Origin of the sequence: Aestuariivirga sp., assembly GCF_046294715.1 — a bacterium.
GTDB lineage: Bacteria > Pseudomonadota > Alphaproteobacteria > Rhizobiales > Aestuariivirgaceae > Aestuariivirga.
This window is the reverse complement of the sequence record NZ_JBKBKI010000003.1, coordinates 72695-94963: the sequence shown is the minus strand read 5'-3', so window position 1 is coordinate 94963 and position 22269 is coordinate 72695. Positions and strand designations below refer to the sequence as shown.

The 22269-nt window shown below is 66.3% G+C and carries 20 protein-coding genes; 14 read left to right on the top strand and 6 right to left on the bottom strand.

What is annotated here, in order from left to right; translation table 11 throughout:
* Positions 1-2: 2 nt before the first annotated feature.
* The 6 genes from ACK4HL_RS03515 to ACK4HL_RS03490 all read left to right on the top strand — a co-directional run bounded on the left by ACK4HL_RS03515 (position 3) and on the right by ACK4HL_RS03490 (position 5990).
* Positions 3-1322, top strand: a complete 1320-nt coding sequence (locus ACK4HL_RS03515; protein ID WP_409756654.1) for an ABC transporter substrate-binding protein — start codon at positions 3-5, stop codon at positions 1320-1322.
* Positions 1323-1392: 70 nt separating this feature from the next.
* Entirely contained in the window at positions 1393-2274 is an 882-nt protein-coding gene (locus ACK4HL_RS03510) for a branched-chain amino acid ABC transporter permease (protein ID WP_409756653.1), read from the top strand.
* Complete coding sequence (locus tag ACK4HL_RS03505; protein WP_409756652.1) at positions 2271-3221, top strand: branched-chain amino acid ABC transporter permease; 951 nt, start codon at positions 2271-2273, stop codon at positions 3219-3221. The genes ACK4HL_RS03510 and ACK4HL_RS03505 overlap by 4 nt, the downstream gene beginning before the upstream one ends.
* A gap of 5 nt (positions 3222-3226) precedes the next feature.
* Positions 3227-3922 (top strand): ABC transporter ATP-binding protein, encoded by a 696-nt coding sequence (locus ACK4HL_RS03500; RefSeq protein ID WP_409756747.1) that lies wholly within the window; start codon positions 3227-3229, stop codon positions 3920-3922.
* Positions 3922-4617: an ABC transporter ATP-binding protein gene (locus ACK4HL_RS03495; protein ID WP_409756651.1), complete on the top strand. Its 696-nt coding sequence runs from the start codon at positions 3922-3924 to the stop codon at positions 4615-4617. Before ACK4HL_RS03500 ends, ACK4HL_RS03495 begins: the two co-directional genes overlap by 1 nt.
* Before the next feature lie 2 nt (positions 4618-4619).
* Positions 4620-5990 (top strand): hypothetical protein, encoded by a 1371-nt coding sequence (locus tag ACK4HL_RS03490; protein ID WP_409756650.1) that lies wholly within the window; start codon positions 4620-4622, stop codon positions 5988-5990.
* Positions 5991-5992: 2 nt separating this feature from the next.
* On the opposite strand, the gene ACK4HL_RS03485 is transcribed toward ACK4HL_RS03490, so the two are convergent.
* Positions 5993-7600 (bottom strand): phospholipase D family protein, encoded by a 1608-nt coding sequence (locus tag ACK4HL_RS03485; protein WP_409756649.1) that lies wholly within the window; start codon positions 7598-7600, stop codon positions 5993-5995.
* A 99-nt stretch (positions 7601-7699) separates the two neighbouring features.
* Here ACK4HL_RS03485 and ACK4HL_RS03480 point away from each other — a divergent pair, with 99 nt between their 5' ends.
* Positions 7700-8563 (top strand): endonuclease/exonuclease/phosphatase family protein, encoded by an 864-nt coding sequence (locus ACK4HL_RS03480; protein ID WP_409756648.1) that lies wholly within the window; start codon positions 7700-7702, stop codon positions 8561-8563.
* Between the two features lie 161 nt (positions 8564-8724).
* Here the strand turns inward: ACK4HL_RS03480 and ACK4HL_RS03475 are convergent, their stop codons facing one another.
* Positions 8725-10467, bottom strand: a complete 1743-nt coding sequence (locus ACK4HL_RS03475) for a PAS domain-containing protein (protein WP_409756647.1) — start codon at positions 10465-10467, stop codon at positions 8725-8727.
* A 210-nt stretch (positions 10468-10677) separates the two neighbouring features.
* Positions 10678-11553 (bottom strand): diaminopimelate epimerase, encoded by an 876-nt coding sequence (gene dapF, locus ACK4HL_RS03470; RefSeq protein WP_409756646.1) that lies wholly within the window; start codon positions 11551-11553, stop codon positions 10678-10680.
* Between the two features lie 200 nt (positions 11554-11753).
* Between dapF and ACK4HL_RS03465 the strand changes: the two genes are divergently transcribed.
* From ACK4HL_RS03465 to ACK4HL_RS03450, 4 genes are all read left to right on the top strand, one after another.
* Positions 11754-12635, top strand: a complete 882-nt coding sequence (locus tag ACK4HL_RS03465; protein WP_409756645.1) for an ABC transporter permease — start codon at positions 11754-11756, stop codon at positions 12633-12635.
* A complete protein-coding gene (locus ACK4HL_RS03460) occupies positions 12632-13441 on the top strand; it encodes an ABC transporter permease (RefSeq protein ID WP_409756644.1) in 810 nt (269 codons plus the stop codon). Before ACK4HL_RS03465 ends, ACK4HL_RS03460 begins: the two co-directional genes overlap by 4 nt.
* 20 nt (positions 13442-13461) lie before the next feature.
* Positions 13462-14604 carry an extracellular solute-binding protein gene (locus ACK4HL_RS03455; RefSeq protein WP_409756643.1) on the top strand — a complete coding sequence of 381 codons (1143 nt, stop codon included), beginning with the start codon at positions 13462-13464 and terminating at the stop codon, positions 14602-14604.
* A 73-nt stretch (positions 14605-14677) separates the two neighbouring features.
* The gene (locus tag ACK4HL_RS03450) at positions 14678-15760 is read left to right on the top strand and encodes an ABC transporter ATP-binding protein (RefSeq protein ID WP_409756642.1); all 1083 of its coding nucleotides are present in this window, start codon (positions 14678-14680) and stop codon (positions 15758-15760) included.
* A gap of 2 nt (positions 15761-15762) precedes the next feature.
* Here the strand turns inward: ACK4HL_RS03450 and ACK4HL_RS03445 are convergent, their stop codons facing one another.
* From ACK4HL_RS03445 to ACK4HL_RS03435, 3 genes are read right to left on the bottom strand one after another with little or no spacing between them, the layout of a single operon-like run.
* On the bottom strand, positions 15763-16497 hold the full coding sequence (locus tag ACK4HL_RS03445) for an SDR family NAD(P)-dependent oxidoreductase (RefSeq protein WP_409756641.1): 735 nt from the start codon (positions 16495-16497) through the stop codon (positions 15763-15765).
* Positions 16498-16510: 13 nt separating this feature from the next.
* Entirely contained in the window at positions 16511-17035 is a 525-nt protein-coding gene (locus tag ACK4HL_RS03440; protein WP_409756640.1) for a 2,4'-dihydroxyacetophenone dioxygenase family protein, read from the bottom strand.
* A 58-nt stretch (positions 17036-17093) separates the two neighbouring features.
* On the bottom strand, positions 17094-17810 hold the full coding sequence (locus ACK4HL_RS03435) for a hypothetical protein (RefSeq protein ID WP_409756639.1): 717 nt from the start codon (positions 17808-17810) through the stop codon (positions 17094-17096).
* A gap of 149 nt (positions 17811-17959) precedes the next feature.
* Between ACK4HL_RS03435 and ACK4HL_RS03430 the strand changes: the two genes are divergently transcribed.
* Genes ACK4HL_RS03430 through ACK4HL_RS03420 form a run of 3 tightly spaced genes read left to right on the top strand, consistent with a single transcriptional unit; the run spans position 17960 to position 22072 of the window.
* A complete protein-coding gene (locus ACK4HL_RS03430) occupies positions 17960-18616 on the top strand; it encodes an ABC transporter ATP-binding protein (RefSeq protein WP_409756638.1) in 657 nt (218 codons plus the stop codon).
* On the top strand, positions 18616-21027 hold the full coding sequence (locus ACK4HL_RS03425; RefSeq protein ID WP_409756637.1) for an FtsX-like permease family protein: 2412 nt from the start codon (positions 18616-18618) through the stop codon (positions 21025-21027). The genes ACK4HL_RS03430 and ACK4HL_RS03425 overlap by 1 nt, the downstream gene beginning before the upstream one ends.
* Complete coding sequence (locus tag ACK4HL_RS03420; protein ID WP_409756636.1) at positions 21017-22072, top strand: lipocalin-like domain-containing protein; 1056 nt, start codon at positions 21017-21019, stop codon at positions 22070-22072. Before ACK4HL_RS03425 ends, ACK4HL_RS03420 begins: the two co-directional genes overlap by 11 nt.
* Positions 22073-22269 lie beyond the last annotated feature (197 nt).

Sequence of the window (22269 nt, the reverse complement as noted above, 5' to 3'; positions counted from 1 at the left end):
CCATGCCGGACTCGAAAATCGTCGTACCCCAGAAGAATCGCATTTCCCGCCGCGGTGCCCTGAAGCTGGCGGGCGCCGGCGCTGCCGCCTCGATCGTAGGCGGCGTCAATGTCGGGCCCGGCTTCGTGCGCTATGCCCAGGCGCAATCCTCCGAGCCGATCCGCATCGGCTTCCAGGTGCACCGCACCGGCATCGGTGCTGCCTATGGCCGCTGGTATGAGCGCACGACCACAGCCGCGGTGAAGCTCATCAACGAGCAGGGCGGCATCAATGGCAGGCAGGTCGAGATCATCGCCGAGGACGATGGAACGGATCCCGGCCGCGGCGCAGAGGTCGTCGAGAAATTCGCCACCCAGCACAAGTGCGACGTGGGCTTCGGCACGCTGTTCAGCCATGTGGTGATGGGCTCGGCCCCGCGCGCCGGCGAACTGAAGCTTCCCTACTATGTCGTTTCCGAGGGTCACCACGTGGCTTCGGGCACGCTGAACCGCTACACCTTCCAGCCGGGCATCACCGACGTGAAGAGCCAGGTGATCTCGCTGGCGCCCTGGATCGCCAAGAACCTCGGCAAGAAGGTCACGATGATCTTCCCCGACTTCGCCTTCGGCTACGACCATCGCGACTATTTCTCCGCCGCCATCAAGGCGCAGGGCGGCGAGGTGAACGCGCTGATCCCGATCCCGCCCACGGAATCCTCCTTCACCCGCTACTTCCCGCAGATCCCGTCGGATACCGAGGTGATCTACCACGTGATGGTGGGCCCGGCCGTGCTCACCTTCGTGAAGGAGCTCGGCGAGCATTTCGGCAGCCAGCACCCGCCGCTCTTCGGCTTCATCGACAGCCTTGAGGCGGTCGATCTCAAGAGCCCCGGCCTCGAGTTTCTCGAGGGCTCCTATCTCTGGGAGGCGTATCCCCGCTTCGCCGGCGCCTCGCCCAAGCCGCACGACACCTTCTACCGCGAGAAGGTGGGGGTGGACGCCAACGGCGCCAGCGTGTCGGATGCCGCCGATATATCTACCTTTTCGCACATGTTCGGCTGCTGGGAGACGCTCTACGTGCTGAAGCAGGCGATGGAGGCGGCGGGCTACCAGGGCCCGCAGGACAAGCAGAAGCTCATCGAGGCGACCGAGGCCATCACCGCCATGGCTGAAGGCAACGAGCATCCGCAGGGCGACAAGGTCTTCAACGGCAAGATCCACCAGTGCTTCGGCCACCAGAACATCACGCAGGTGAAGAACGGCGTGGGCGAAGTGGTCTACCGCACCACGATCGAGGAGGGCCTCTACGAGCCTGAGGCCGACTATACCAAGATGGCGCTCTGAGCGCCGGTCCGCTTCGTAACGTCATGGCCGGGCGGCGCCCGGCCATTCCTTCCACAGCGCCGGTAACCTCTTGGCCTTTTTTCCACACCTCCTGCTCGCCCTTCTCGAGGGCACGGTCGCGGCCGCCGTCCTGGCGCTGTCGGCGCTCGGACTCTCGCTCGTCTTCGGCGTGATGCGCGTCGTCAATGTCGCCCATGGCGAGTTCTTCATGCTCGGGGCGATGCTCGCGTGGTGGACGGCGAAGATGATGCCGGGCGGGCCGCTCGCCGGCTTCCTCGCGGCACTGATCGTTGCGCCGCTCGCCGTCGGAGCGATTGCCTTCCTGACCGAGCGCCTGCTGCTGCGCCGCATCGGCTATGACCCGGAGGCCACCATCGTGGCGACGATCGGCCTGCTCTTCGTCATCCAGCAGCTCGCCCTTTCAGTCTTCGGCGCGGATGCAAAGCCCGTGGCCGCCCCCTTCAGCTACCGCATCGCTTTCCCGTGGTTCGGCTTCTCCGGCTACAAGCTCTTCGTCGTCGTCGCCTCGGCGGCGCTGCTTCTTGCGGTCTGGTATGTGCTGGCGAAGACGCGCTTCGGCCTCCTGATGCGCGTCACCCAGTTCGACCGCGAGACGGCAACGGCCTTCGGCATCCCGGTGAACGCCGTCTATTCCGCCGTCTTCGTCGCGGGCGCAGCGCTCGTCGCCGTCGCCGCCGTCCTCATCGTGCCAATCCAGCAGGCGCATTACCTGATGGGCCTCGATCCGCTGCTGATGAGCTTCATCGTGGTCATCATCGGGGGGCTCGGCTCGATCAAGGGAAGCGTCGTCGCGGCGGTCATCATCGGCATGGCGGACGGCATCATCTCGATGTTCTTCTCGCCGACGCTCGCCTCGATCATCGCCACGCTCGCGGTGGCGCTGGTGCTGGTGGTGCGCCCGCAGGGGCTTTACGGGGCGAAGACAACATGACGGCCCGCATCGTCATCCTGCATGGCGCCGTCGTCGCCGCGTTGTTCCTCCTGCAATTCGCGGCGAGCGACTATGTGGTGCTCACCGCGACGCGCATCATGGTGCTGGCGATCTATGCCATCGGCTACAACATCCTCTTCGGCTACGCAGGCCTGCTGAGCCTCGGTCACGCCATGTTCTTCGCCACGGGGCTCTACGCCGCAGCCCTCGGGGTGACGCGTTTCGGCCTCGGTGTGCCGGAGGCGTTCCTCCTGGCCGTGCTGATCGGGGTCGCGGTCTCGCTCGCCATCGGGCTCATCGCGCTCCGGGCGAGCGGTGTCGCCTTCATGATCGTGACGCTCATGTTCTCGCAGGCGGCCTTCCTCACCGTGCTCTATTTCGGCGACTACACCCGCGGTGACGAAGGCATCGTCATCCCGGACACGGCGCGCATGTTCTCCGTGCTGGGGCTCGACGTCGACCTCACCGATCCGCTGCTGCGCTACAATCTGGCGCTGGCGTTTCTCGCCCTCGCGCTCGCCGTGAGCCTCGCCGTGGTGCGTTCGAAGGTCGGCCACGTGCTGGTGGCGATCCGCGAGAACGAGGGACGCACCGCCATGCTCGGCTACGACGTCGCCCGCTACAAGCTCGCCGCTTTCGTGCTCTCCGGCGCCTTCGCGGGCTTTGCGGGAGCAGCCTATGCGATGATGTTCGCCTATGCCGGCTCGAGCCTGGCCTCGATCCAGTACTCGATACACCCGCTGCTGTGGACGCTGCTCGGCGGGGCCGCGACGGTTCTCGGCCCGGTTCTCGGCACGGCACTGATGTTCATGCTCGTCGATTTCGCCAGTGGCTTCACCACTGCCAGCCTGCTGGCCGTTGGCGTCGTGCTCATCCTGCTGGTGCTGTTCTTCCCGAAGGGAATTCTCGGCAGCATCCGCCAGCGCTACCTGCCATGGCTGCCGTGACCGCGATGCTGCCGCTCCTCGAGACCCGTGGCCTGTCACGCAGCTTCGGCGGCCTCCAGGCGGTGTCGAACGTGGATTTCCGCCTCGACAAGGGCGAGGTGAGGGCCGTGATCGGCCCCAATGGCGCGGGCAAGACCACCTTCGTCAGCCTGATCTCGGGTCGCATTGCGCCGACCGCCGGAACGATCGCCTTCGAGGGCGAGGACGTGACGCCGCTTCCGGCCTTCAGGCGCGTGCGGCGTGGCATCGCCTACACGTTCCAGATCACCTCGATCTATTCCAATCTCACTGCGGAGGAGAACGTTGCGCTCGCCGCGCACCAGCCCGGCCGGAAGGCCAGCCTCGAACAGCTGTCGCGCGTCGGCCTCGCCGAGCGGGCCGCACAGCTCGCCGGAACACTCTCCTACGGGCACCAGCGGCTGCTCGAGGTGGCGATGGGGCTGGCGCTGCGCCCCAAGCTGCTGATCCTCGACGAGCCGACGCAGGGGCTCTCCGATGCCGAGATCGAGGGCTTCATCGCGCTCGTCCGCGACGTCGCCGCCGAGGCGACGGTGCTGCTGATCGAGCACAACATGCCGGTGGTGATGGAACTGGCGCACCGCATCACCGTGCTCGACCGCGGCAGCATCCTGGCGGAAGGGAGCCCGGCTGAAATCAGGGCCAATCATGCCGTGCAGGACGCGTATCTGGGAACCGGCTGATGCTCGAGATCAGGGAGATCGACTGCTATTACGGGGAGGCGCAGGTGCTGCGCTCCTTCTCCCTCACGGCCGAGCGCGGCGAGATCCTCTGCCTTCTCGGGCGCAACGGTGCTGGAAAGACGACGGCGCTCAAGGCTATCATGGGGCTCGTCAAGGCACGGCGCGGCTCGATCGCGCTCGACGGTACGGAACTGACGGCGCTGCCGCCCCACGAAGTGCCCAGGCATGGCGTCGGCTACGTTCCGCAGGGGCGCCGGCTGTTCTCGGACCTCACCGTCAGGGAGAACCTGAAGGTCGGGCTCATGGCTCGGAACGCGGGGCCCGCCGTGCTCGAGCATGTGCTCGGGCTCTTTCCGCTGCTGAAGGAGCGCCTCGACCAGCGCGCCGGCACGATGAGCGGCGGCGAGCAGCAGATGCTGGCGATGGCGCGGGCACTCTGCCTCGATCCCAAGCTGCTCTTGCTCGACGAGCCCACCGAAGGCCTGATGCCATCGATGATCGCGCGCATCCGCCAATCGGTGCTTGATCTGAAGTCGCATGGCGTGACGACGATCCTCGTGGAGCAGCGCGTCGATGCAGTGCTGCCCGTGGCGGACCGCGTGGCCTTCGCGGAGAACGGCCGCATCACTGGCGTGGTGACGCCGGCGGAACTCGCCGCCGACCGCCACATGATCGACCGCTACGTGGGAATCTGAGAATGTGGCGTGTGGTGCTTTCCGCGCTTTTTCTGGTGAGTGCGGCAGGGCCGGCCTTCGCCCATGCCTCCGGTCGAGGCTTCGTCCTGCTCCTGCCGACGGGCTATGTGATCGCAGGCGGTGCGCTGGCGGTGCTCGTCTCCTTCCTCGCCGTGTCCCTGCTTCCCCACCGCAAGGGGAATGGGGCGCCTGAAGCTGCCGAGGAAGATGCCTTGCGCTATGGCCGCGGGGCAAGCCTCGTCAGCGCTGCTGTGGTGGTCTTCGTGATCATCGCGGGCCTGCTGGGCCCCAATGATCCGGCAGAGAACATCCTGCCGCTCACCGTATGGACGCTGTGGTGGGTGCTGATCGTGATGCTCCATCCGCTGTTCGGAAATCTCTGGGCGTCGATCAACCCCTTCACCGGATTGCATGGGCTTCTGAACCGGGGAGCAGGCAGCTCCCGGCCGCCGCTCGCCTATCCCCTGGGCGCCGCCTACTGGCCGGCCTGTCTCATCTTCTTCGCCTTTGCCTGGTTCCAGCTCGTCTATCCCGCACCCGAAGACCGCGACGTTCTGGTGCGCGTGGTGAGCCTCTATCTTTGCCTTACGCTCGTCGCCGTCTTCCTGTTCGGCCCGCAAGCGTGGCTTGGCCGTGCCGACCCCTTCGCGGTGTTCCTTCGCCAGCTTGGCGCCTGCGCGCCCTCGGGCCCGGACGGGTTACGCTGGCCGGGAGCAGGACTGCTGAAACTGCCCGTCCTGCCGGTGAGCGGCGTGCTCTTCGTGCTGCTCACCCTGAGTTCCATCACTTTCGACGGCTTCGCCAACACGTTTTTCTGGCTGTCCTCTATCGGTATCAACCCGCTCGACCATCCAGGGCGGACCTATCTCGTGGCCCCCAACACGCTGGGGCTCATCGGGGCTTTCCTCGTGCTCGCGACCGCGTTCCTCGCAGCCGTCGCGGCAGGCTGGCTGTGGGCAGGTCGCCCTTCCACTCTCCCGGGCCTCTGCGGTCGGCTGGTCTATTCGCTGATCCCGATCTCGATCGCCTACCATTTCGCGCATTATCTCGGCGACACGCTGGTCAACCTGCAATACCTCGCCCTGACGCTCAACGATCCTCTGTCGAGTGGTGCCGATCTCCTCGGCCTCGGCCAGTTTCGCGTGACGGCGTCCTTCCAGAACACCGCTTCAGGGGCCCTGGCGTTGTTTTCGGCCCAGACGGCGGCGATCGTCATCGGCCATGTCGTGGGTGTCGCCGTGGCCCATGCCATGGTGGCGGGGAGCAGCCTTGCGAGACCCGCCATGCTGAGGCTGGAACTGCCGCTCACCGCCGCGATGGTGCTCTATACGGCTTTCGGGCTCTGGCTCCTCTCGACGCCATCGGCTGCCTGAGGCTAGAGCTGCGACTCGATCGGTAGCCAGGCGATGATCGCGGCCGGTACGCGGCGGCGCATCGGGGCTTCCGGCTCCGACTCGTGCTCACGTGGCGTGCCGTCGATCTCTTCTCTCCACACCAGCTGGCCGTTGCGCAGGATCAGGTGATAACTGAACTCCGGCTCCATCTGCATTTCAAACGCCCGCTTGAGGTTCCGTACGATGTGCGGGCAGCAGAAGAGCAAACCCATCTCCGTGTTGATCGAAAGCGAACGCGGATCGAGATTGAAGGAGCCGACGAAGCCCAGCTCGCCGTCGATGAGAAACGCCTTGGTGTGAAGGCTCGCGGTGCGCGATCCGAAGAGCGAAGCCCGGTGCCGCCTTGGCTCTGGCTTCAGTTCATGGATCTGGACTCCTGCGGCGAGCAGCGCCTTGCGGTATTTGGCATAGGCGCCGTGAACCGCGATGACATCGGTTGCAGCCAGGGAATTCGTCAGCACGCGGATGAGCCGCCTGGTGCCAGCCAGCGTTGCGAGGGTCTTGGCGCCCGCCGTTCCGGGGATGAAGTAGGGCGAGCTGATCAGCAGGCTCTCCCGCGCGGCGCGGAGAAGCTCGTTGATGCGCTCCCCCATCCATTCGGATTGGGCGAGGCCGGAAGCCTTCTCCGGGGGGTCGGCGATCACCTCGACGCCCTTCGACCAGAAGAGGCGCTGAGCATCCGTATAGTCCGGCGGGCTCGACATGGCGTCGAGATGGTAGAGGAAGGTGCGGGCCCGGGCCGATCGCATGTGCCGGTCGAGCCTTCGCGCCAGCTTGCGGAACTGCGGGCGCCGGATCTGTCGGATCCGGTGCAGTGCACGGATGGGAAGTGCCGGTTCGCTGTTCCAGTAGCGGTCGAAGATGCGCTCGGCCTCCGCCACGCACGCGCCGATGGCGAGAATGTCGATGTCCTGGAAATTGGCCTCCTGGGAGGCGTCGAAATACTCGTCTCCGACGTTGCGCCCGCCGGCAATCAGCACCCGCCCATCGGCGATCCAGCACTTGTTGTGCATGCGGCGCGTTGCGGTGAAATACTTGATCGTCAGTTCAAGCCCGCGGCGAAAGGAATCGGAGCGGCTGCGGCTCGGATTGAACAGGCGCACCTCGATGTTCGGATGGCTGTCGAGGGCGAGAAGCGAGGGGTCGAAGCCGAAGGAGTTGATGTCGTCGAGAAGAAGGCGCACGCGCACGCCTCGCCGCGCCGCCGCCACCACCTCGTTGACCAGGAGGCGCCCCGTGAGGTCGTTCTTCCAATAGTAGTACTGGAGATCGAGGCTGCGGCCCGCCGCCCGCGCCGTCTCGAGCCGGGCTCGGAAGGCCTGGAGGCTTGACGTCATCAGCATCAGCCCGCTTTCACCCGGGTGCTGGGCGGCAAGGGGTGCCACTGCGCGGTCGAGCGGCGTCTCGTCCTCCTGGAGGGGAAGGGCAAGGGTCACGCGGCCGCGCCGCCGCTGGGCTACGCTGCCGAACGCGTAGACGCCGGAAAGCGCGAGGCCCGCCACGATGATGAGAGCGAGCGCGGCGATCAGGGCCCATGTCGAAGGCGAGGAGAACAATCCCGAGTCCCGGACGTTGGCGAGTAAAATCACACTTGAACCTGCGGCGCGTCCTATGCACCTTGGCAAAAGAACAAGCATGAGTCACCCGGGCTGAATGACCAGGATCAGGGCGACAAGGTTGAATGCACTATGAAACACATCGTTCCCGCCCTGCGGCGGAATCTTTCGCGCAACGCAGGCCGCGGCAGCCCGATGGTGGGTCAGAAGAAGCCCTCCCACCAGGGCCATGACCCGTCGCTGACCCTCTCGGTCGCCTCCTACAACGTTCACAAATGCGTGGGAACGGACGGTGCCTTCGACCCCGACCGGGTGTTGAGCGTGGTGCTCGAGCTTGACGCCGACATCGTCGCCCTGCAGGAGGCCGACCAGAGGTTTGGCAGCCGCAAGGGCTTGCTGAACCTCAAGGCGTTGCAGGAAAAGGGCGGCTACCGCTCGGTGCTGGATCAGGGCGGCTCGCACAAGCTGAGCCATGGCTGGCATGGCAACGTCATTCTCTACCGCAGCGGCAAGGTCTCGGGCGTCAACAAGATGACGCTCCCGGGCTTCGAACCGCGCGGAGCCGTTCTCGTCGATTTCGACTTTGCCGGGCTGCCGATCCGCATCATCGGCGCGCATCTGGGGTTGCTCGCCTCCTCTCGCGCGCGCCAGGCGGAGGCCATACTGGGTGCGGCACACCCCGTGGACGACCGTGCGGTGATCCTGCTCGGAGACACCAACGAATGGCGCGTGGGCGGGCGCTCGGCGCTAAAGCCATTCGATCCGCATCTCTGCGACGTCGACATGGCGATTGCGAGTTTCCCCTCGCGCTTCCCCCTCTGGCCGCTCGACCGCGTGCTGACCAACAGGCATGTCACCGTTTACGAGATGTTCGCGGTGGAAACGCCGCTCTCGCGCATCGCATCGGATCATCTGCCGGTGAAGGCGGTGATCGGCGTGACGCAGGGCGTGGCGGAGCCCGTGGAACTGGGGGAGGGGCGCTCGGCCGGCATGTGAAAAGCGCACTCCGCGGACGGGACAGAGGCTCGTCTGCCGTTTCGTTGGCTGCGGCGGGAAACCAGAAAAATCGCTCGCATTCCCCATGCCGTCGCGTCTGGTTGACACGCGGAGCACGCTCCTCTCCGAACGCATGAATTCTGCCGGTGTTCCCCCTGCGGTCAGGCCTGGAGCAGGGTTCCGGCCGGCGCCAGGAGCCGCCAGCGCAGGCCTTCCGTCGGCATGTCGAGGCTGATCTCGGCCTGGAGTGCTGCCCGCGTGATATCGGTGATGAGCAGCGTGCCGAAACCGCGCCGCCGGGGCGGCTTCACGGCGCTGCCGCCGCTCTCCTCCCAGCGGATCGACAGGTGCCTTCCCCCCTCGTGCATCTTTTCGCTCCAGGTGATGAGGAGCATGCCGTGCTCTCCGGCGAGCGAACCGTATTTTCCGGCATTGGTGGCGAGTTCGTGGAAGGCCATTCCCAGGCTTTGGGCGGCGGTTGCCGTGAGGTGGAGTGCCGGACCCTCGAGCCTGATCCGTCGGCCGATCAGGTCGCGGAAATGGGAGAGCTGCGAGCGGACCAGCTCCGAGATCTCGACGCCTTGCCAGGAATTCCGCACCAGCAGATCGTGGCTGGCGGAAAGGCCCTGCAGCCTCTCGCCGAAGCGCTGGATGAAGTCCGCAGGGTCGCCGCGGCTCGCCGTCTGGCTGGCGACGGACTGCACCACGGCAAGGAGATTCTTGGAGCGATGGTTCACCTCCCGCATCAGAAGGCGGATGTGGTCCTCGATCCGCTTGCGCTCTGTGATGTCCATGACCACGCCAACGGCGCGGGTGGGTTCACCCTCCGCATCGGTCGAGATCTCGGCCCGCATCAGCAGCCAGCGCAGCGTGTCGTCGGGCAGCGCATAGCGAAATTCGAACTCAAAGAAACGGTCTCCGCGCGCCAAGGCCTCGCAGGCGGCGGCGTGCATGCGCTCACGCTCGCCCGGGTGATAGCGTGCACGCAGCTCTTCCAGCGTGAGTTCGGCTCCCTCGGGAAAGCCGAGAAGGCGGTTCAGCTCGGGCGTGCTCACCAGCCGGTCCGCCGCGATGTCGACCTCCCAGATCGCCATGCGGCCGGCGTCGACGGCGATCTTCAGCCGCGTCTGGGTTTCCTCCTTGGCGCGCTCGAGCTCCCAGTGCTCCGTCACGTCCTGAAGGGTGCCGGCATAGCGCACCGCCTTCATTTCGCCCTGCACCCGCTCGAACACCACCGCGCCATGCGCCGTCACGCGCCTGATAGTGCCATCGGGGCGGACGATACGGTATGCATAGGGCCGCGTGTCCCTCACATAGGGATCGAGCGCGCGGCCGAACTGCGCCCAGGTGACGGGCAGGTCGTCGGGATGGGTCACGGCCTTCGCGAGTTCCGGCGTCACCTCCTGGTCCGGGGCAAGACCGCAGATGGCCTTGGCGCGCGGGCAGTAGATCATTCGGTGGGCGAGGAGGTCCCAGTCCCAGATGCCGATTTTCGCCGCCGAGGTGGCGAGTTCGAGTCGCGCCTCGCTCGCAGTGAGCGCGTCGAGCGCGCGCTTGCGCTCCGTGATGTCCTGGATGAGACCCACCACCTGCTGGCTCCCGGGCGTCCTCGCGCGGTGGATTTCGAACCATCGGACCTTTCCGTCTGGCCCGACATAGCGGAACTCGTCCTTGGGATTGAAGGCTTCGCCTTCCATGATGGCGCGGCCCCCCGCTTCCAGGATGTGCCGGTCGTCCGGGTGAACGAATGGCAAGAGCGTGCCGGGCGAGGGCTGGTGTTCGGAAGGGTCGAGGCCCATCAGCGCATAGAGGCTGTCGTCCCACTGGAAGATGTTGGGCGGACTCCAGCTCCAGAAACCGATCCTGGCGGCTGACGCGGCCAGGCGGAGACTCTCTGCGTGCAAGCTCGAAGGTCTGTTGCTCATGGGCGAGACCGTCTCGACTCCCATCGCCCCCGAAATCGCCAGGTGCGCAAGGCAACGCGAGCCTTCCCAATCCCTGGGAAGAACCGCGCGCGTGACGCCATCCCCTCGGGCCACCCGGCATCAACGACCATGCCGGTTACTGCCCTGTAAAGGGGATACGCGGCAATTCCTCCTGTTGCAAGCGCGCTCTCAGACGTAACCCGCGCAGCAAAAGGCCACGGGACCCGTCATCACGGCCCGTCCGTCTGGAAGAAGCTCGATCTCGAGCGTGCCCCCTGGCAGCTGCACGCGCACGTGGTCGCCCGATAGGAATCCGCGCAGCCTGCCGGCATAGGCCGCCACACAGGCTCCGGTACCGCAGGCCTCTGTCAGCATGCCGGGGCGTTCCCACACGGCGAGCTTCAGCGTGCGCCCGTCGATGACCTGCGCCACGCCGACATTGACGCTGTCCGGAAAGAGGGGATCGCCGGCAATGGCCGGTGCGAGGGTGGGTATATCCACCGCCTCCGCATCCTCGACGAAGAACACCGCATGCGGGTTGCCGATGTGCAGTGCCATCCCGTCCCGCAGCGGCCCGCTCGCCACTGGCAGATGCGCCGTGTCGGCTTCGCGCGACAGTGGAATGCGCCGCCAGTCCCGCGAGATGGGCCCCAGCGTGACGCTCACCCCGCGAGAGCCCGCGCTGCGGCAGTGCAGCAGGCCGCCGAGGCTGGCGATCAGGACCTCGTCGCGGCCGGTCTCGTCGAACAGAAGCTCGGCCATGCAGCGCGTGGCATTGCCGCAGGCCTCGGCCTCGCTGCCGTCTGTATTGTAGATCCGCATGAAGGCGAGGGCGCCCTGCCTTGCCGCCTCGGCGCTCGCGGCCTCTATGACGATGACCTGCTCGGCGCCGACGCCCTCGTGAACGTCGCAGATGCGCACGATGTTCTCTCGTGTGAGCGAGAGCGGCCGGCGCCGCGCGTCGAAGAACACGAAATGGTTCCGCAAGCCCTGCATCTTGACGAAGGGATGGAGGAAAGGCTGCCCCGCGGAAGGAGCGAGCGCGAGGAAATCGGTGATCGGCATGAGTGCACAAGTGAAGCCGCGCCGCGCCCTTTGTCAATCGCGGCCCGCTTGCATGGCCTTCCCGCGTAAATCGGCGGATGCGCGGGGTTGACTCTTTGCTGCAAAGCTCGGAAGCATGACGGCAAACAGTTATGGGTTGACGTGACGAAAGACGATCATTGCCGCGCTCCGGGCCCCGCTGCAGCTGCCGGAGAACATCCATGAGCGCATCGGCTCTCAGCCTGGCGGAACGCCGCCGGCCCTGGCTCCTGCTCGCGCCCGCGCTTCTCACGCTCACCGTGCTGATGATCGTCCCGATCGGCATCATGACGATCTTCTCCTTTTATGAGTTCGTCACCGGCGGCGTCGAGAAGGAGGTCTTCACCACCGCGAACTGGCGCGAGTTCTTCACCGACAGCTTCTATCACCTGTTTCTCTGGAAAACGGTGCGAGTGGCGGCGATCACGGCTTTGCTCTGCGCGCTGCTCGGCTATCCGCCCGCCTATTTCATCGCCATGTCGGCGACGCGGCACAAGTGGCTGCTGCTGCTCCTGCTCATCGTGCCCTTCTGGATCAGCTTCACGATCCGCACCTTCTCCTGGATTCACATCCTCGGCGAGCAGGGAGTGATCAACGTGGTGCTGATGAAGGCGGGCCTCATCTCGGAGCCGCTGCGCATGCTCTACACCGAAGGATCGGTGATCATGGGCATGATCCATTTCCTGCTGCCCTATATGATCCTCAATGTTTACGTTGCCATCGAAGGCATTGACCGCAATCTCATTTCGGCCGCGCGCACGCTGGGCTGCACCTCGTGGCAGGCGTTCCGCGAGGTGGTGTTGCCCTTGTCTCTCCCCGGCCTCATGGCCGGACTTCTCCTGTGCTTCGTGCTGGCTGCGGGCAGCTACGTCACGCCCGAAATCCTCGGTTCGACGCGTGACGCGCTGTTCGGCAACATCATCTTCGACACCATCATGGGCCAGCTGAACTGGCCGATGGGCTCGACGCTCTCCCTCGTGCTGCTGGTGCTGCTCGGCGCCGTCGCCGCGATCTACAGCCGGTACATGGGCCTCTCGCGCGTCTTCAAGGGTCTGGGCGGATGACGGGGGCAGCGGTCGACAAGGGGCTCGGATGGCGTGCGGTGCAGGCCTTCACCGTGCTCGTCTACATCTTCATGTTTGCTCCCATTCTGGTGGTGGTCGTTCTCTCCTTCAACGATTCCCAGTTCGGCGGCTTCCCGATGACCGGGCTCAGCTTCCGCTGGTATCACAAGCTGATGGACAACGAGCCCGTTCTGCGCGCCTTCCAGACCTCGCTGTGGGTGGCCCTCGTCACCGCGGTGGTCTGTTCGGTTCTGGGAATCCTCGGGGCGCTGGCACTCGTCCGCTATGATTTTCCCGGCAAGGAATGGGTCAACACCATCCTGGTGGCGCCGGCCCTCGTTCCCGAGACCGTGCTCGGCGTCGGCCTGCTCCTGCTGATGCGCTGGGCCGAGCAGCCGCGCACGCTGTGGCTACTGGTGCTTGGCCACATCATGCTGGCGCTGCCCTATGTGGTGCTCGTCGTGCAGGCCCGTCTCATCGGTATCAAGCGCATCTACGAGGAGGCGGCGATGTCGCTCGGCGCCAACCGCTTCCACACCTTCCGCGAGATCACGCTGCCGCTGCTGATGCCCGCCATCGTGGCAAGCCTGCTTCTCGTCTTCACCATTTCCTTCGACAACATCACCGCCAGCATGTTCTGGCGCCCCTCGGGCGTCGAGACCATGCCGACGCAGATCCTGTCGATGCTGAAAGTCTCCATCAGCCCGGAGATCAACGCCCTGGGCACCTTGATGATCGTCGTAACCGTGGGGCTTCCGTTGCTGGGCGGCTGGCTCGCCCGCTACCTGGCGCGAAGCGTGCGTTGAACCACACAGGGAGAAACACCATGAAACTCACGACCACGAAACGCCTGGAGCGCCTCACCGAGCGCTACATGAACGGCGGCATGGACCGCCGCACCTTCCTCGGCCTCGCCGCGGCGGCCGCGGCCTCCGCCGGCGTCGGCATGCGCTGGACGCCCCAGGCGCTCGCCGCCGTCACCGAAGTCCGCTTTGACGGCTGGGGCGGCGTCGTGCAGGAGGCGATCGACAAGTTCGCCTTCCAGCCCTACACCGCCAAGACCGGCATCAAGGTGGTGCAGGGCACCTTCGGCGACGAGAGCGAGATCATCACCAAGGTGAAGACCGCGAGCCCCGGGGAATACCAGATCATCCACTCCTCCGGCGTCGAATACTACAAGCGTTACGTCGACGGCGGCTTCACCAGCGAGATCAACGAAGACAACATCCCCAACATGAAGCTCGTCATGCAGGCGATGATCGAGCCGTTCCGCAAGATGACGCCGAAGCTCTCCTGCGTGCCCTACGACTACGGCACCACGGGGATCGCCTATAACACCACCGTGATCTCCGAGGCGGAAGCCAAGGAGAAGGGCGCCGCACTGCTCGTCGATCCCAAGTACCAGGGCAAGATCGGCGGCTATGGCGACATGGTCACCCGCGTCTGGTACGGCGCGCTGGCCGCCGGGCAGAACCCGAACGACATCAAGGATATCGAGGCGGTCTGGGCGAAGGTGCGCGAGAACCGCGACCTGGTGAAGAAGTACTGGTCCTCGGGTGCCGAGCTCATGGACCTGCTGGCCAAGGGCGAGATCGTCGTGACCGAGGCCTGGTCGGGCCGCGTGGCGGCGCTGCAGCAGCAGGGCCACCCGATCGGTTACATCGATCCGCCGGGCTCCTACGCCTGGATGGAGGACATGCTGATCCTCAAGGGCTCGCCCATGGCCGAATGCGAGGAGCTCGTGAACTTCATGCTCGAGCCGGCAACCGCAATCGCGGTGGCCGAGGGCCAGAACTATCCGCCTTCGCTCGACCCCAACAAGGTGAAGATGACCGAGAAGATCACGAAGCTCCCGGCATTCGATCCCACGGGCACCATGACCTCGCTCACCTTCGCCGACCCGAACTACTGGTCCACCAATCTCGACGAGTGGACCAAGCAGTGGGACCGCATCTCCAAGGGCGGCTGACATCACACCAAGTCCCTTCTCCCGTTGCGCGGCAATGGGAGAAGGGTTCTTTCTGAACATCGCACGAGACATCATGACCGCAGCCTCCGCCGTCGACCTCCGCAACGTGACGCTCGCCTATGGCGATTTCGTCGCGGTGAAGGATGTGAGCCTCTCGATCCGCAAAGGTGAATTCGTGACGCTGCTCGGCCCCTCGGGCTGCGGCAAGACGACGATCCTCCGCTCGATCGCCGGCCTCGTCCAGCCGACGGGCGGCGAAATCGACGTCGCCGGCCGCCGCATCGACAACATCCCGATCCACAGGCGCAACATCGGACTCGTCTTCCAGAACTATGCGCTGTTCCCGCACAAGACGGTTTTCGACAACATCGCGTTCGGATTGAAATACCGGAACGTCGAAAGGCCGGTCATTGCCCAGAAGGTGAAGCGCGCGCTCGACATGGTGCGACTGCCGGGCGTCGAGAAGAAGCTGCCTTCCGAACTCTCGGGCGGCCAGCAGCAGCGCATCGCGCTCGCCCGAGCCATCGTGATCGAGCCGGACGTTCTGCTTCTCGACGAGCCGCTCTCCGCGCTCGATGCCAACCTGCGCGAGGAGATGCGCACGGAACTCAAGATCATCCAGCGCGAGGTGGGCATCACCACGATCTTCGTGACGCATGACCAGGAGGAGGCCCTGGCCATGTCGGACCGAATCGTGGTGATGAACAAGGGCGTGATCGAGCAGGTCGGTTCGCCCGAGGAAGTCTACCGCCGCCCCGAGTCGCAATTCGTCGCGAGCTTCCTCGGCCAGTCGAACCTGCTGCCCGGCAAGATCGCCTCGCTCTCCGGCGGCCAGGCGATGGTTCGCCTCGACAACGGCGTGACCATCGCGGCCGTGGCACCCGAAGGCGCGCGTGAAGGGGCATTCGTCACCGCCGTCGTCAGGGCGCAAAAGGTGCAGCTCGGCGCAGCGGAGAAGCTGAAACACAGGGCGCGCGTGGCATCGGCGTCCTATCTCGGCGGCACCGCCGCCTATTTCATCGATCTCGAGGGGCAGAAGCTGCAGGCCATTGCCACCATCGAGGATCGCGTATGGCGCGAGGGCGAGGAGGTGGGGGTGGCGATCGCCCCGTCCGACGTGCTCCTGCTCGACGAGGCCGGGCGGCGCCTGCGCTGAGGTCAGGCGGAGAGATATCCGCCGTCGATGGTGAGCACCGTTCCGGTGACGAAGGATGCGATCGGCGAGGCGAGAAAGAGCACGCCGCCCGCGATCTCCTCAGGCTTGCCCCAGCGCCCGAGAGGCGTGCGCGCGAGAATGGCGGTGCTCCGCTCGGGGTCTTTCTGCAGGGCCTCCGTGAGGCGCGTTGCGATCCAGCCCGGGGCCACGGCGTTCACCCGTATTCCGTCTGCGGCATAGGCAATGGCGAGCGACCGGGTGAGCTGCGCGATACCGCCTTTCGATGCGGCATACGCCGGCACCAGTCCGCCGCCGAGGAAGCTCAGCATCGAGGCGGTGTTGACGATGCTGCCGCGGCTTTCCCGCAGCTTCCCGCGGGCCGCGGCGCAGACGCGCATCGTCCCGGTGAGGTTGACGTCGACGACGTCGGCGAATACCTGCGGATCGTGCTCGGCCCCGCGCCGGATGACACCGGCGCAGTTCACCACGTGGTCGAGCCGTGCAAAGGAGGAGACCAGCCTCTCGACGGCTCCGCCGTCGCGGACGTCCAACTCCTCCACGCGGATGCCCGTCGCGCGCCCCGAGGCCTCTTCGGCCTCGGCCGCGGTGGCGCCCGTCACCGTCACCTCCGCACCTTCCGCGAGGAAGGCCGCGGCAACTGCCGCGCCGATGCCGGAGGTGCCGCCGGTCACCAGCACGTTCCTTCCCTCAAAGCAGCCATCGGGCCAGAACCCCATGCCGGCACTCCTTTCAGCGGATGAAGCGCGTCACGTAGTCGGCGCCGAGCCCGACCTTTTCGAAATGCGCGCGGCACATGTCGATCTTGGTGAAGACATCCTCATACCCGAGGTTCTTCCCCCAAGGGTCGACGTAATACATGATGCCGTTGACCTGGAAATAGGTGATCATCTCCTCGACGTCGTCGGGCACCACCAGCGTGTGCGTCTCGCCGGGCGGCTCGAATACGTAGCTCCCTTCAGTGGCCTCCCAGTCATGTTCGAGGTAGCGCCAGCGGCCCTTCAGCACGAAGCCATGCACCGTGTTGGGATGCCGGTGGCGCGACAGCACGCCGGCCTTCCTCACCTTGAGCAGGTTCATCCAATAGCCCTGGCTGCGGTTGAGGCACAGCGGCCTGAACCACACATTTTCCGCCTGCGGCACCCACAGCCTCTCGTCCTGCGGCACGGCGTCGGGGATGACGATTTCGCTCAGCGCATCCTGAGGAAACGGCAACTGGAAAGGCATTCGCGCATGTTCGTCCGGGGCCGCGGGCATGTCTGTTCTCCGTCCTCGTCGGGTGGAGGATAGCCAAGCGCGCGCCTGGGCGGAAGCATCAGGAAGGGTCGGCCATGAAGGAATTGGCGAGCAGGGTGGAGAGTTTCCGTCCCGTCTCCTCCCATTGCTCGCTCCATGACAGGGTGAAGCCCGTGGTGCTTCCGCCGGTCCTGGCCATCCAGGTGTAGAACTTCCGGCCGGCGAAGAAGCCCGTCGCCACGAAATGCGTCTCGAAGCGGCGGCGGTAGATGACCTGCTTCTCGGCGCTGCTGGAGGAGAGGGTGGCATAAAGTTCCGAGAAGCTTCTCTGGTCGGAGGGGAACGACACGAAGCTGAGGGAGAGCATGCCGTCGCCGCGCGAGAAGAGCATGCCGTCCGCCGTCGTCTTCTCTTCGTCGAACAGCAGGCGCGGAACGAGGAGTTTCGCGCCCGTCGTCGCGTGGGTGTAATAACGGGTGCCCAGCCTCTCGTAGAAGCGGTCGGCCACGGCGGCGAGGTGGTCGATCTCGTCCTGGGCAAGAACCCCGTCCGCCCTCAGGCCTTCCCGCCGTTCGAAGCTGCGCACCGCACGATAGAGGCGGCGGGTGAAGCCATGTTCGATCAGTCCCTCGAAATCCCCCGTCGCGATCAGGGCCAGACCGATCGAGGTCTGGAGCCGCGCCGGGAGCGATTCGAACCTCTCTCGCGCGGCGGCATAATCGGCAAGCGCTGGCGATGCCCCGCCGATGGCCATCAGCCATGCGGCGGCGAAGAATGTCCGGAGGCGAAGCATCATCGCGCGGGTCTCCAAGAGCGGCACAGGCGTTGAACGCCGAGCGTGCCGCTGGCGTTCCTGCGGGTGGCCCTCTCCCCGCGTCAAGGAACCACGGTCCGTTTCCGCCCGTCCTGCGTAAAGACGGAACATCCCGCTACCGGAACGAGGGCATGCTGCTCGAGCTTGAGGACGTGACGAAATCCTACGCCACCGGGGAAGGCCGGCTCGAGGTGCTGCGCGGCGTGAACCTGGCGCTGGGGGAGGGTGAGAGCGTGGCGCTCACCGGCGAGTCGGGCAGCGGAAAGAGCACGCTCCTCCACCTGGCGGGTGCCCTCGACCGGCCGGACTCGGGCCGGATCGCCGTGGGCGGGAGGGAGATTTCCGGCCTGGCGGACGCGGAACTGGCGCAGGTGCGGCGCGAAACGGTGGGTCTCGTCTTCCAGCAGTTTAACCTCATCCCTTCGCTCGACGTGGCGGCGAACCTCGCCTTCCAGGCCCGCATCGCCGGCCGCCACGATGCAAACTGGATGCAGCGCCTGGCGGAGAGGCTCGGCCTCGACAAGCTCATGAGCCGATATCCGGAACAGCTCTCCGGCGGTCAGCAGCAGCGCGTTGCGATCGGCAGGGCACTGGCGGCGCGACCGCGTCTCATCCTCGCGGACGAGCCGACGGGCAATCTCGATGAGGCGACTGGCGACGCCGTGCTCGATCTCATGCTGTCGCTCCAGGGCGAAACCGGCGCCGCCCTGCTGATGGTCACCCATTCGGCGCGGCTGGCGGCGCGCCTCGGCAGCCGGTTGCACCTCCAGGGCGGCAGGATCACCTGATGCTGGCGCAGGGCTTCGCCGTTCTTCTCTCCTACTGGAGGCGCCACGCGCTGCAATGCGCGATGCTGCTTCTCGGGCTCTCGCTCGCCACGGCCCTCTGGTCCGCCGTGCAGGCGATCAACGGTGAGGCGCGTGCCAGCTATGCCCGCGCCGCCGCCGTTGTCGGGCAGGACCGGCTCCAATCCCTCGCGAGGCCGGATGGCCAGCGCTTCGGCGAGAAGATTTTCGTCGAACTCCGCAAGGCTGGCTGGCTGGTCTCGCCGGTGATCGAGGGCGAGAGGCGCTTCGGCGGCGAGCGGTTCCGCCTCCTGGGCATCGATCCGCTGACCTTGCCCCCTGAAGCCGCGCAGGTGGATATCGCCGGCGCGGAAATCGGCCTCGGGGCCTTCATCACGCCTCCCGGTGTGCTCGTCGTCTCGCCCGAAACGGCACGCCGGCTCGCCAACGAGGAGACGCCGCCGCTCCGCCTGTCGGATGCGCTGCCGCCGGGAACGGCGCTCACCGACATTGGCATCGCGCAAAAGCTGCTGGCGGCTGAGGGCCAGATTTCCCGCCTCCTTCTCTGGCCGGAGCAGCTGAGTTCGGTCCCGGATCTGCACGAGATTGCTCCCGATCTGGTGCGCCGCGCGCCGGCAGTCGACACCGATCTCTCGCGCCTCACCGATAGCTTTCACCTGAACCTCACGGCCTTCGGCTTTCTGGCCTTTGCCGTGGGGCTCTTCATCGTGCATTCGGCAATCGGACTTGCCTTCGAGCAGCGCCGCCCGGTGTTCCGCACCATGCGCGCGGTGGGCGTGCCGCTCCGCACGCTGGTCGTCCTGCTGCTGATCGAACTTCTGGGCTTTGCCCTTGTCGCGGGTCTGGCCGGGGTGGTGCTCGGCTATGGCGTCGCCTGGCTCTTGCTGCCGGACGTCGCCGCGAGCCTGCGGGGGCTCTATGGCGCCGAAGTGCCTGGGACCCTGGCTGTGCGGCCCTCCGTCTGGCTCCTGGGGCTTGGCATCGCCGTGGCGGGCACGCTTTTCTCCGCCGCCTCCCGCCTCTGGCGCATCGCGCGCATGCCGCTCCTGGCGCCTGCACGGCCACGCGCCTGGAGTCTTGCGTCCGAGCGCGCCCTGCGCCTCCAGGCCATCGGCGGCCTCGCATCGCTCGGCGCGTCGGCCGCGCTCGTGCAATTGGGAAGCGGGCTTGCCATGGGCTTTGCCGCACTCGGTGCCATGCTGCTCGGCGCGGCCATGCTTCTGCCGGCGGCACTTTCAACCGTCCTGAGGCTTGCCGCGCGTCATTCGCGAGGTGCCCTGGCGCAGTGGTTCTGGTCGGATACGCGACAGCAGCTGCCGGGGCTCTCACTTGCCCTCATGGCCTTGCTCCTCGCGCTCGCGGCCAATGCCGGCGTCGGCACCATGGTGGAAAGCTTCCGCCTCACCTTCGTCGGCTGGCTCGACCAGCGGCTTGCTTCCGAGCTCTACGTCACCACGCGATCACCCGCGGAATCGGAGAAGGTGCGCGCCTGGCTGGAACGAAGGAGCGAGGCGGTGCTCCCCGTCTGGAACGCGGAGACGCGCCTCTTCGACCAGCCGGTGCAGATCTACGGCGTCGCCGATCACGCCACCTACCGCGAGAACTGGCCGTTGCTGGCAGCGGAGCCCGGCGTGTGGGACCTGATCGCCAGGGGGCAAGGGCTTCTGGTCAACGAGCAGCTCTCCCGGCGCGTTTCCCTGGCGCTCGGCGACAGCGTGAGCCTCGAAGAAGGGCGCAGCCTTCCGGTGGTCGGCATCTTTTCGGACTATGGCAATCCGAAAGGCCAGATCATGATCGGTGTCAGCCTGCTCACCACGCTTTACCCGGATGCGAGCCGGTTGCGCTACGCCGTGCGCGTGGCGCCTGAGGAGGCACGGCCGCTTGCCCGGCAACTGCGCGCCGCATTCGGTCTTCCCGCGGAGAACGTCATCGATCAGGCGGCAATCAAGGCCTTCTCGCTGCGCATCTTCGACCGCACCTTCACCGTCACCGCGGCGCTCAACGTGCTGACGCTGGGTGTCGCAGGGATCGCCATCCTCGCGAGCCTTCTCACCCTTTCGGGCATGCGCTTCGCGCAGCTGGCGCCGGTCTGGGCCATGGGCCTCACGCAGAGACGGCTCGCGCTTCTCGAGCTCGCGCGCAGCCTTGCGCTCGCCGCCTTCACCATGCTCGCGGCGGTTCCCGCCGGCCTGGCGCTCGCCTGGCTGCTTCTCGCAGTCGTCAATGTCGAGGCCTTCGGATGGCGGCTGCCGCTTCATCTGTTTCCGCTAGACTGGCTGAGGCTGTTCGCGCTGGCGCTGCTCAGTGCGGCGGGAGCTGCCATCCTGCCCGCCCTCCGCCTCGCGCGGCTCGCGCCCGCCGAGCTTGTCAAGGTCTTCGCCCATGAACGCTAAGGCATTTCTTCTTCTCGCGGCTCTGGCAAGCCCTGCCATGGCGCAGGGTTTTGCGGGCCTCGGCGGCGATGCCGGGGGCTTCTCGATTCCGCAGCGCGGCACCGAGCTTCGCTTTCCGCAGGATCACGGCGCCCACCCGGAGTTCCGCATTGAATGGTGGTATCTCACCGCAAACCTCGAAGGCCCCGACGGCGAGAATTACGGCGCCCAGTGGACGCTGTTCCGATCCGCGCTTGCCCCGGCGGAGAAGCAGGGTTGGGAGAGCCCGCAGTTGTGGATGGGCCATGCGGCGCTTACCACTGCCGAGGCGCACCACTCGGCCGAGCGGCTGGCGCGCGGCGGAATCGGTCAGGCGGGTGTTGCCGTCTTGCCCTTCGCCGCGACGATCGACGCGTGGAGGATGATCTCGCGAGCCGGGCCCGGTGCCGATCCGCTCTCCGCCCTCGAGGTCTCGGCGGAAGCGATGGATTTTTCCTATGATCTGAACCTCGACGCGACGGGTCCGCTCGTGCTCCAGGGCGAGGCCGGTTATTCCGTGAAGTCCGCCGAAGGGCAGGCCAGCTACTATTACTCACAGCCTTTCTACGATGTGCGGGGAACGATCCGCGTCGCGGGACGGAACGTCTCCGTCACCGGCCAGGCCTGGTACGACCATGAATGGTCCTCGCAGCCGCTGAGCCCCGGCCAGACGGGGTGGGACTGGTTCTCGTTTCATTTCGCCACGGGCGAGAAGCTGATGGGCTTCCGCCTTCGCGATGCGGGGGAGGGCTTCACCTCCGCCACCTGGATCGCCGCCGATGGCAAGCCGGAGCCGCAGGCGCCTGGAGCCATGCGCGTGGAGCCGCTCGACTGGGCCGAGGTTCAGGGGCGCCGCGTGCCCGTCCGCTGGCGCGTGGCGCTGCCGGGAAAGGGGTTGGACGTCGCCACCCGGGCGCTCAACCCGCAGGCCTGGATGGAAACGCAGGTATCCTACTGGGAAGGCCCGGTCTTCCTCGAGGGCTCGCACCCGGGGCGCGGCTATGTCGAGATGACGGGATACGAGTAGCCGCCGCCCAGGGTCCGAGCGCGGGCTTGGCGTGGAACGTCCTGCCCGCCCGCGTGGACTTCGACATCACGCCTTAGCGCGGTCCTGGCTGCCGTCGCATGCTGGCAACGACCCAGGATGTGAAATCCCGCTGCTGTCAAAGCCGCGGAGTCCCGCAAGCCTCAAGCCGCGGCTGCATGAAGGGCAGGGGCCGCAAC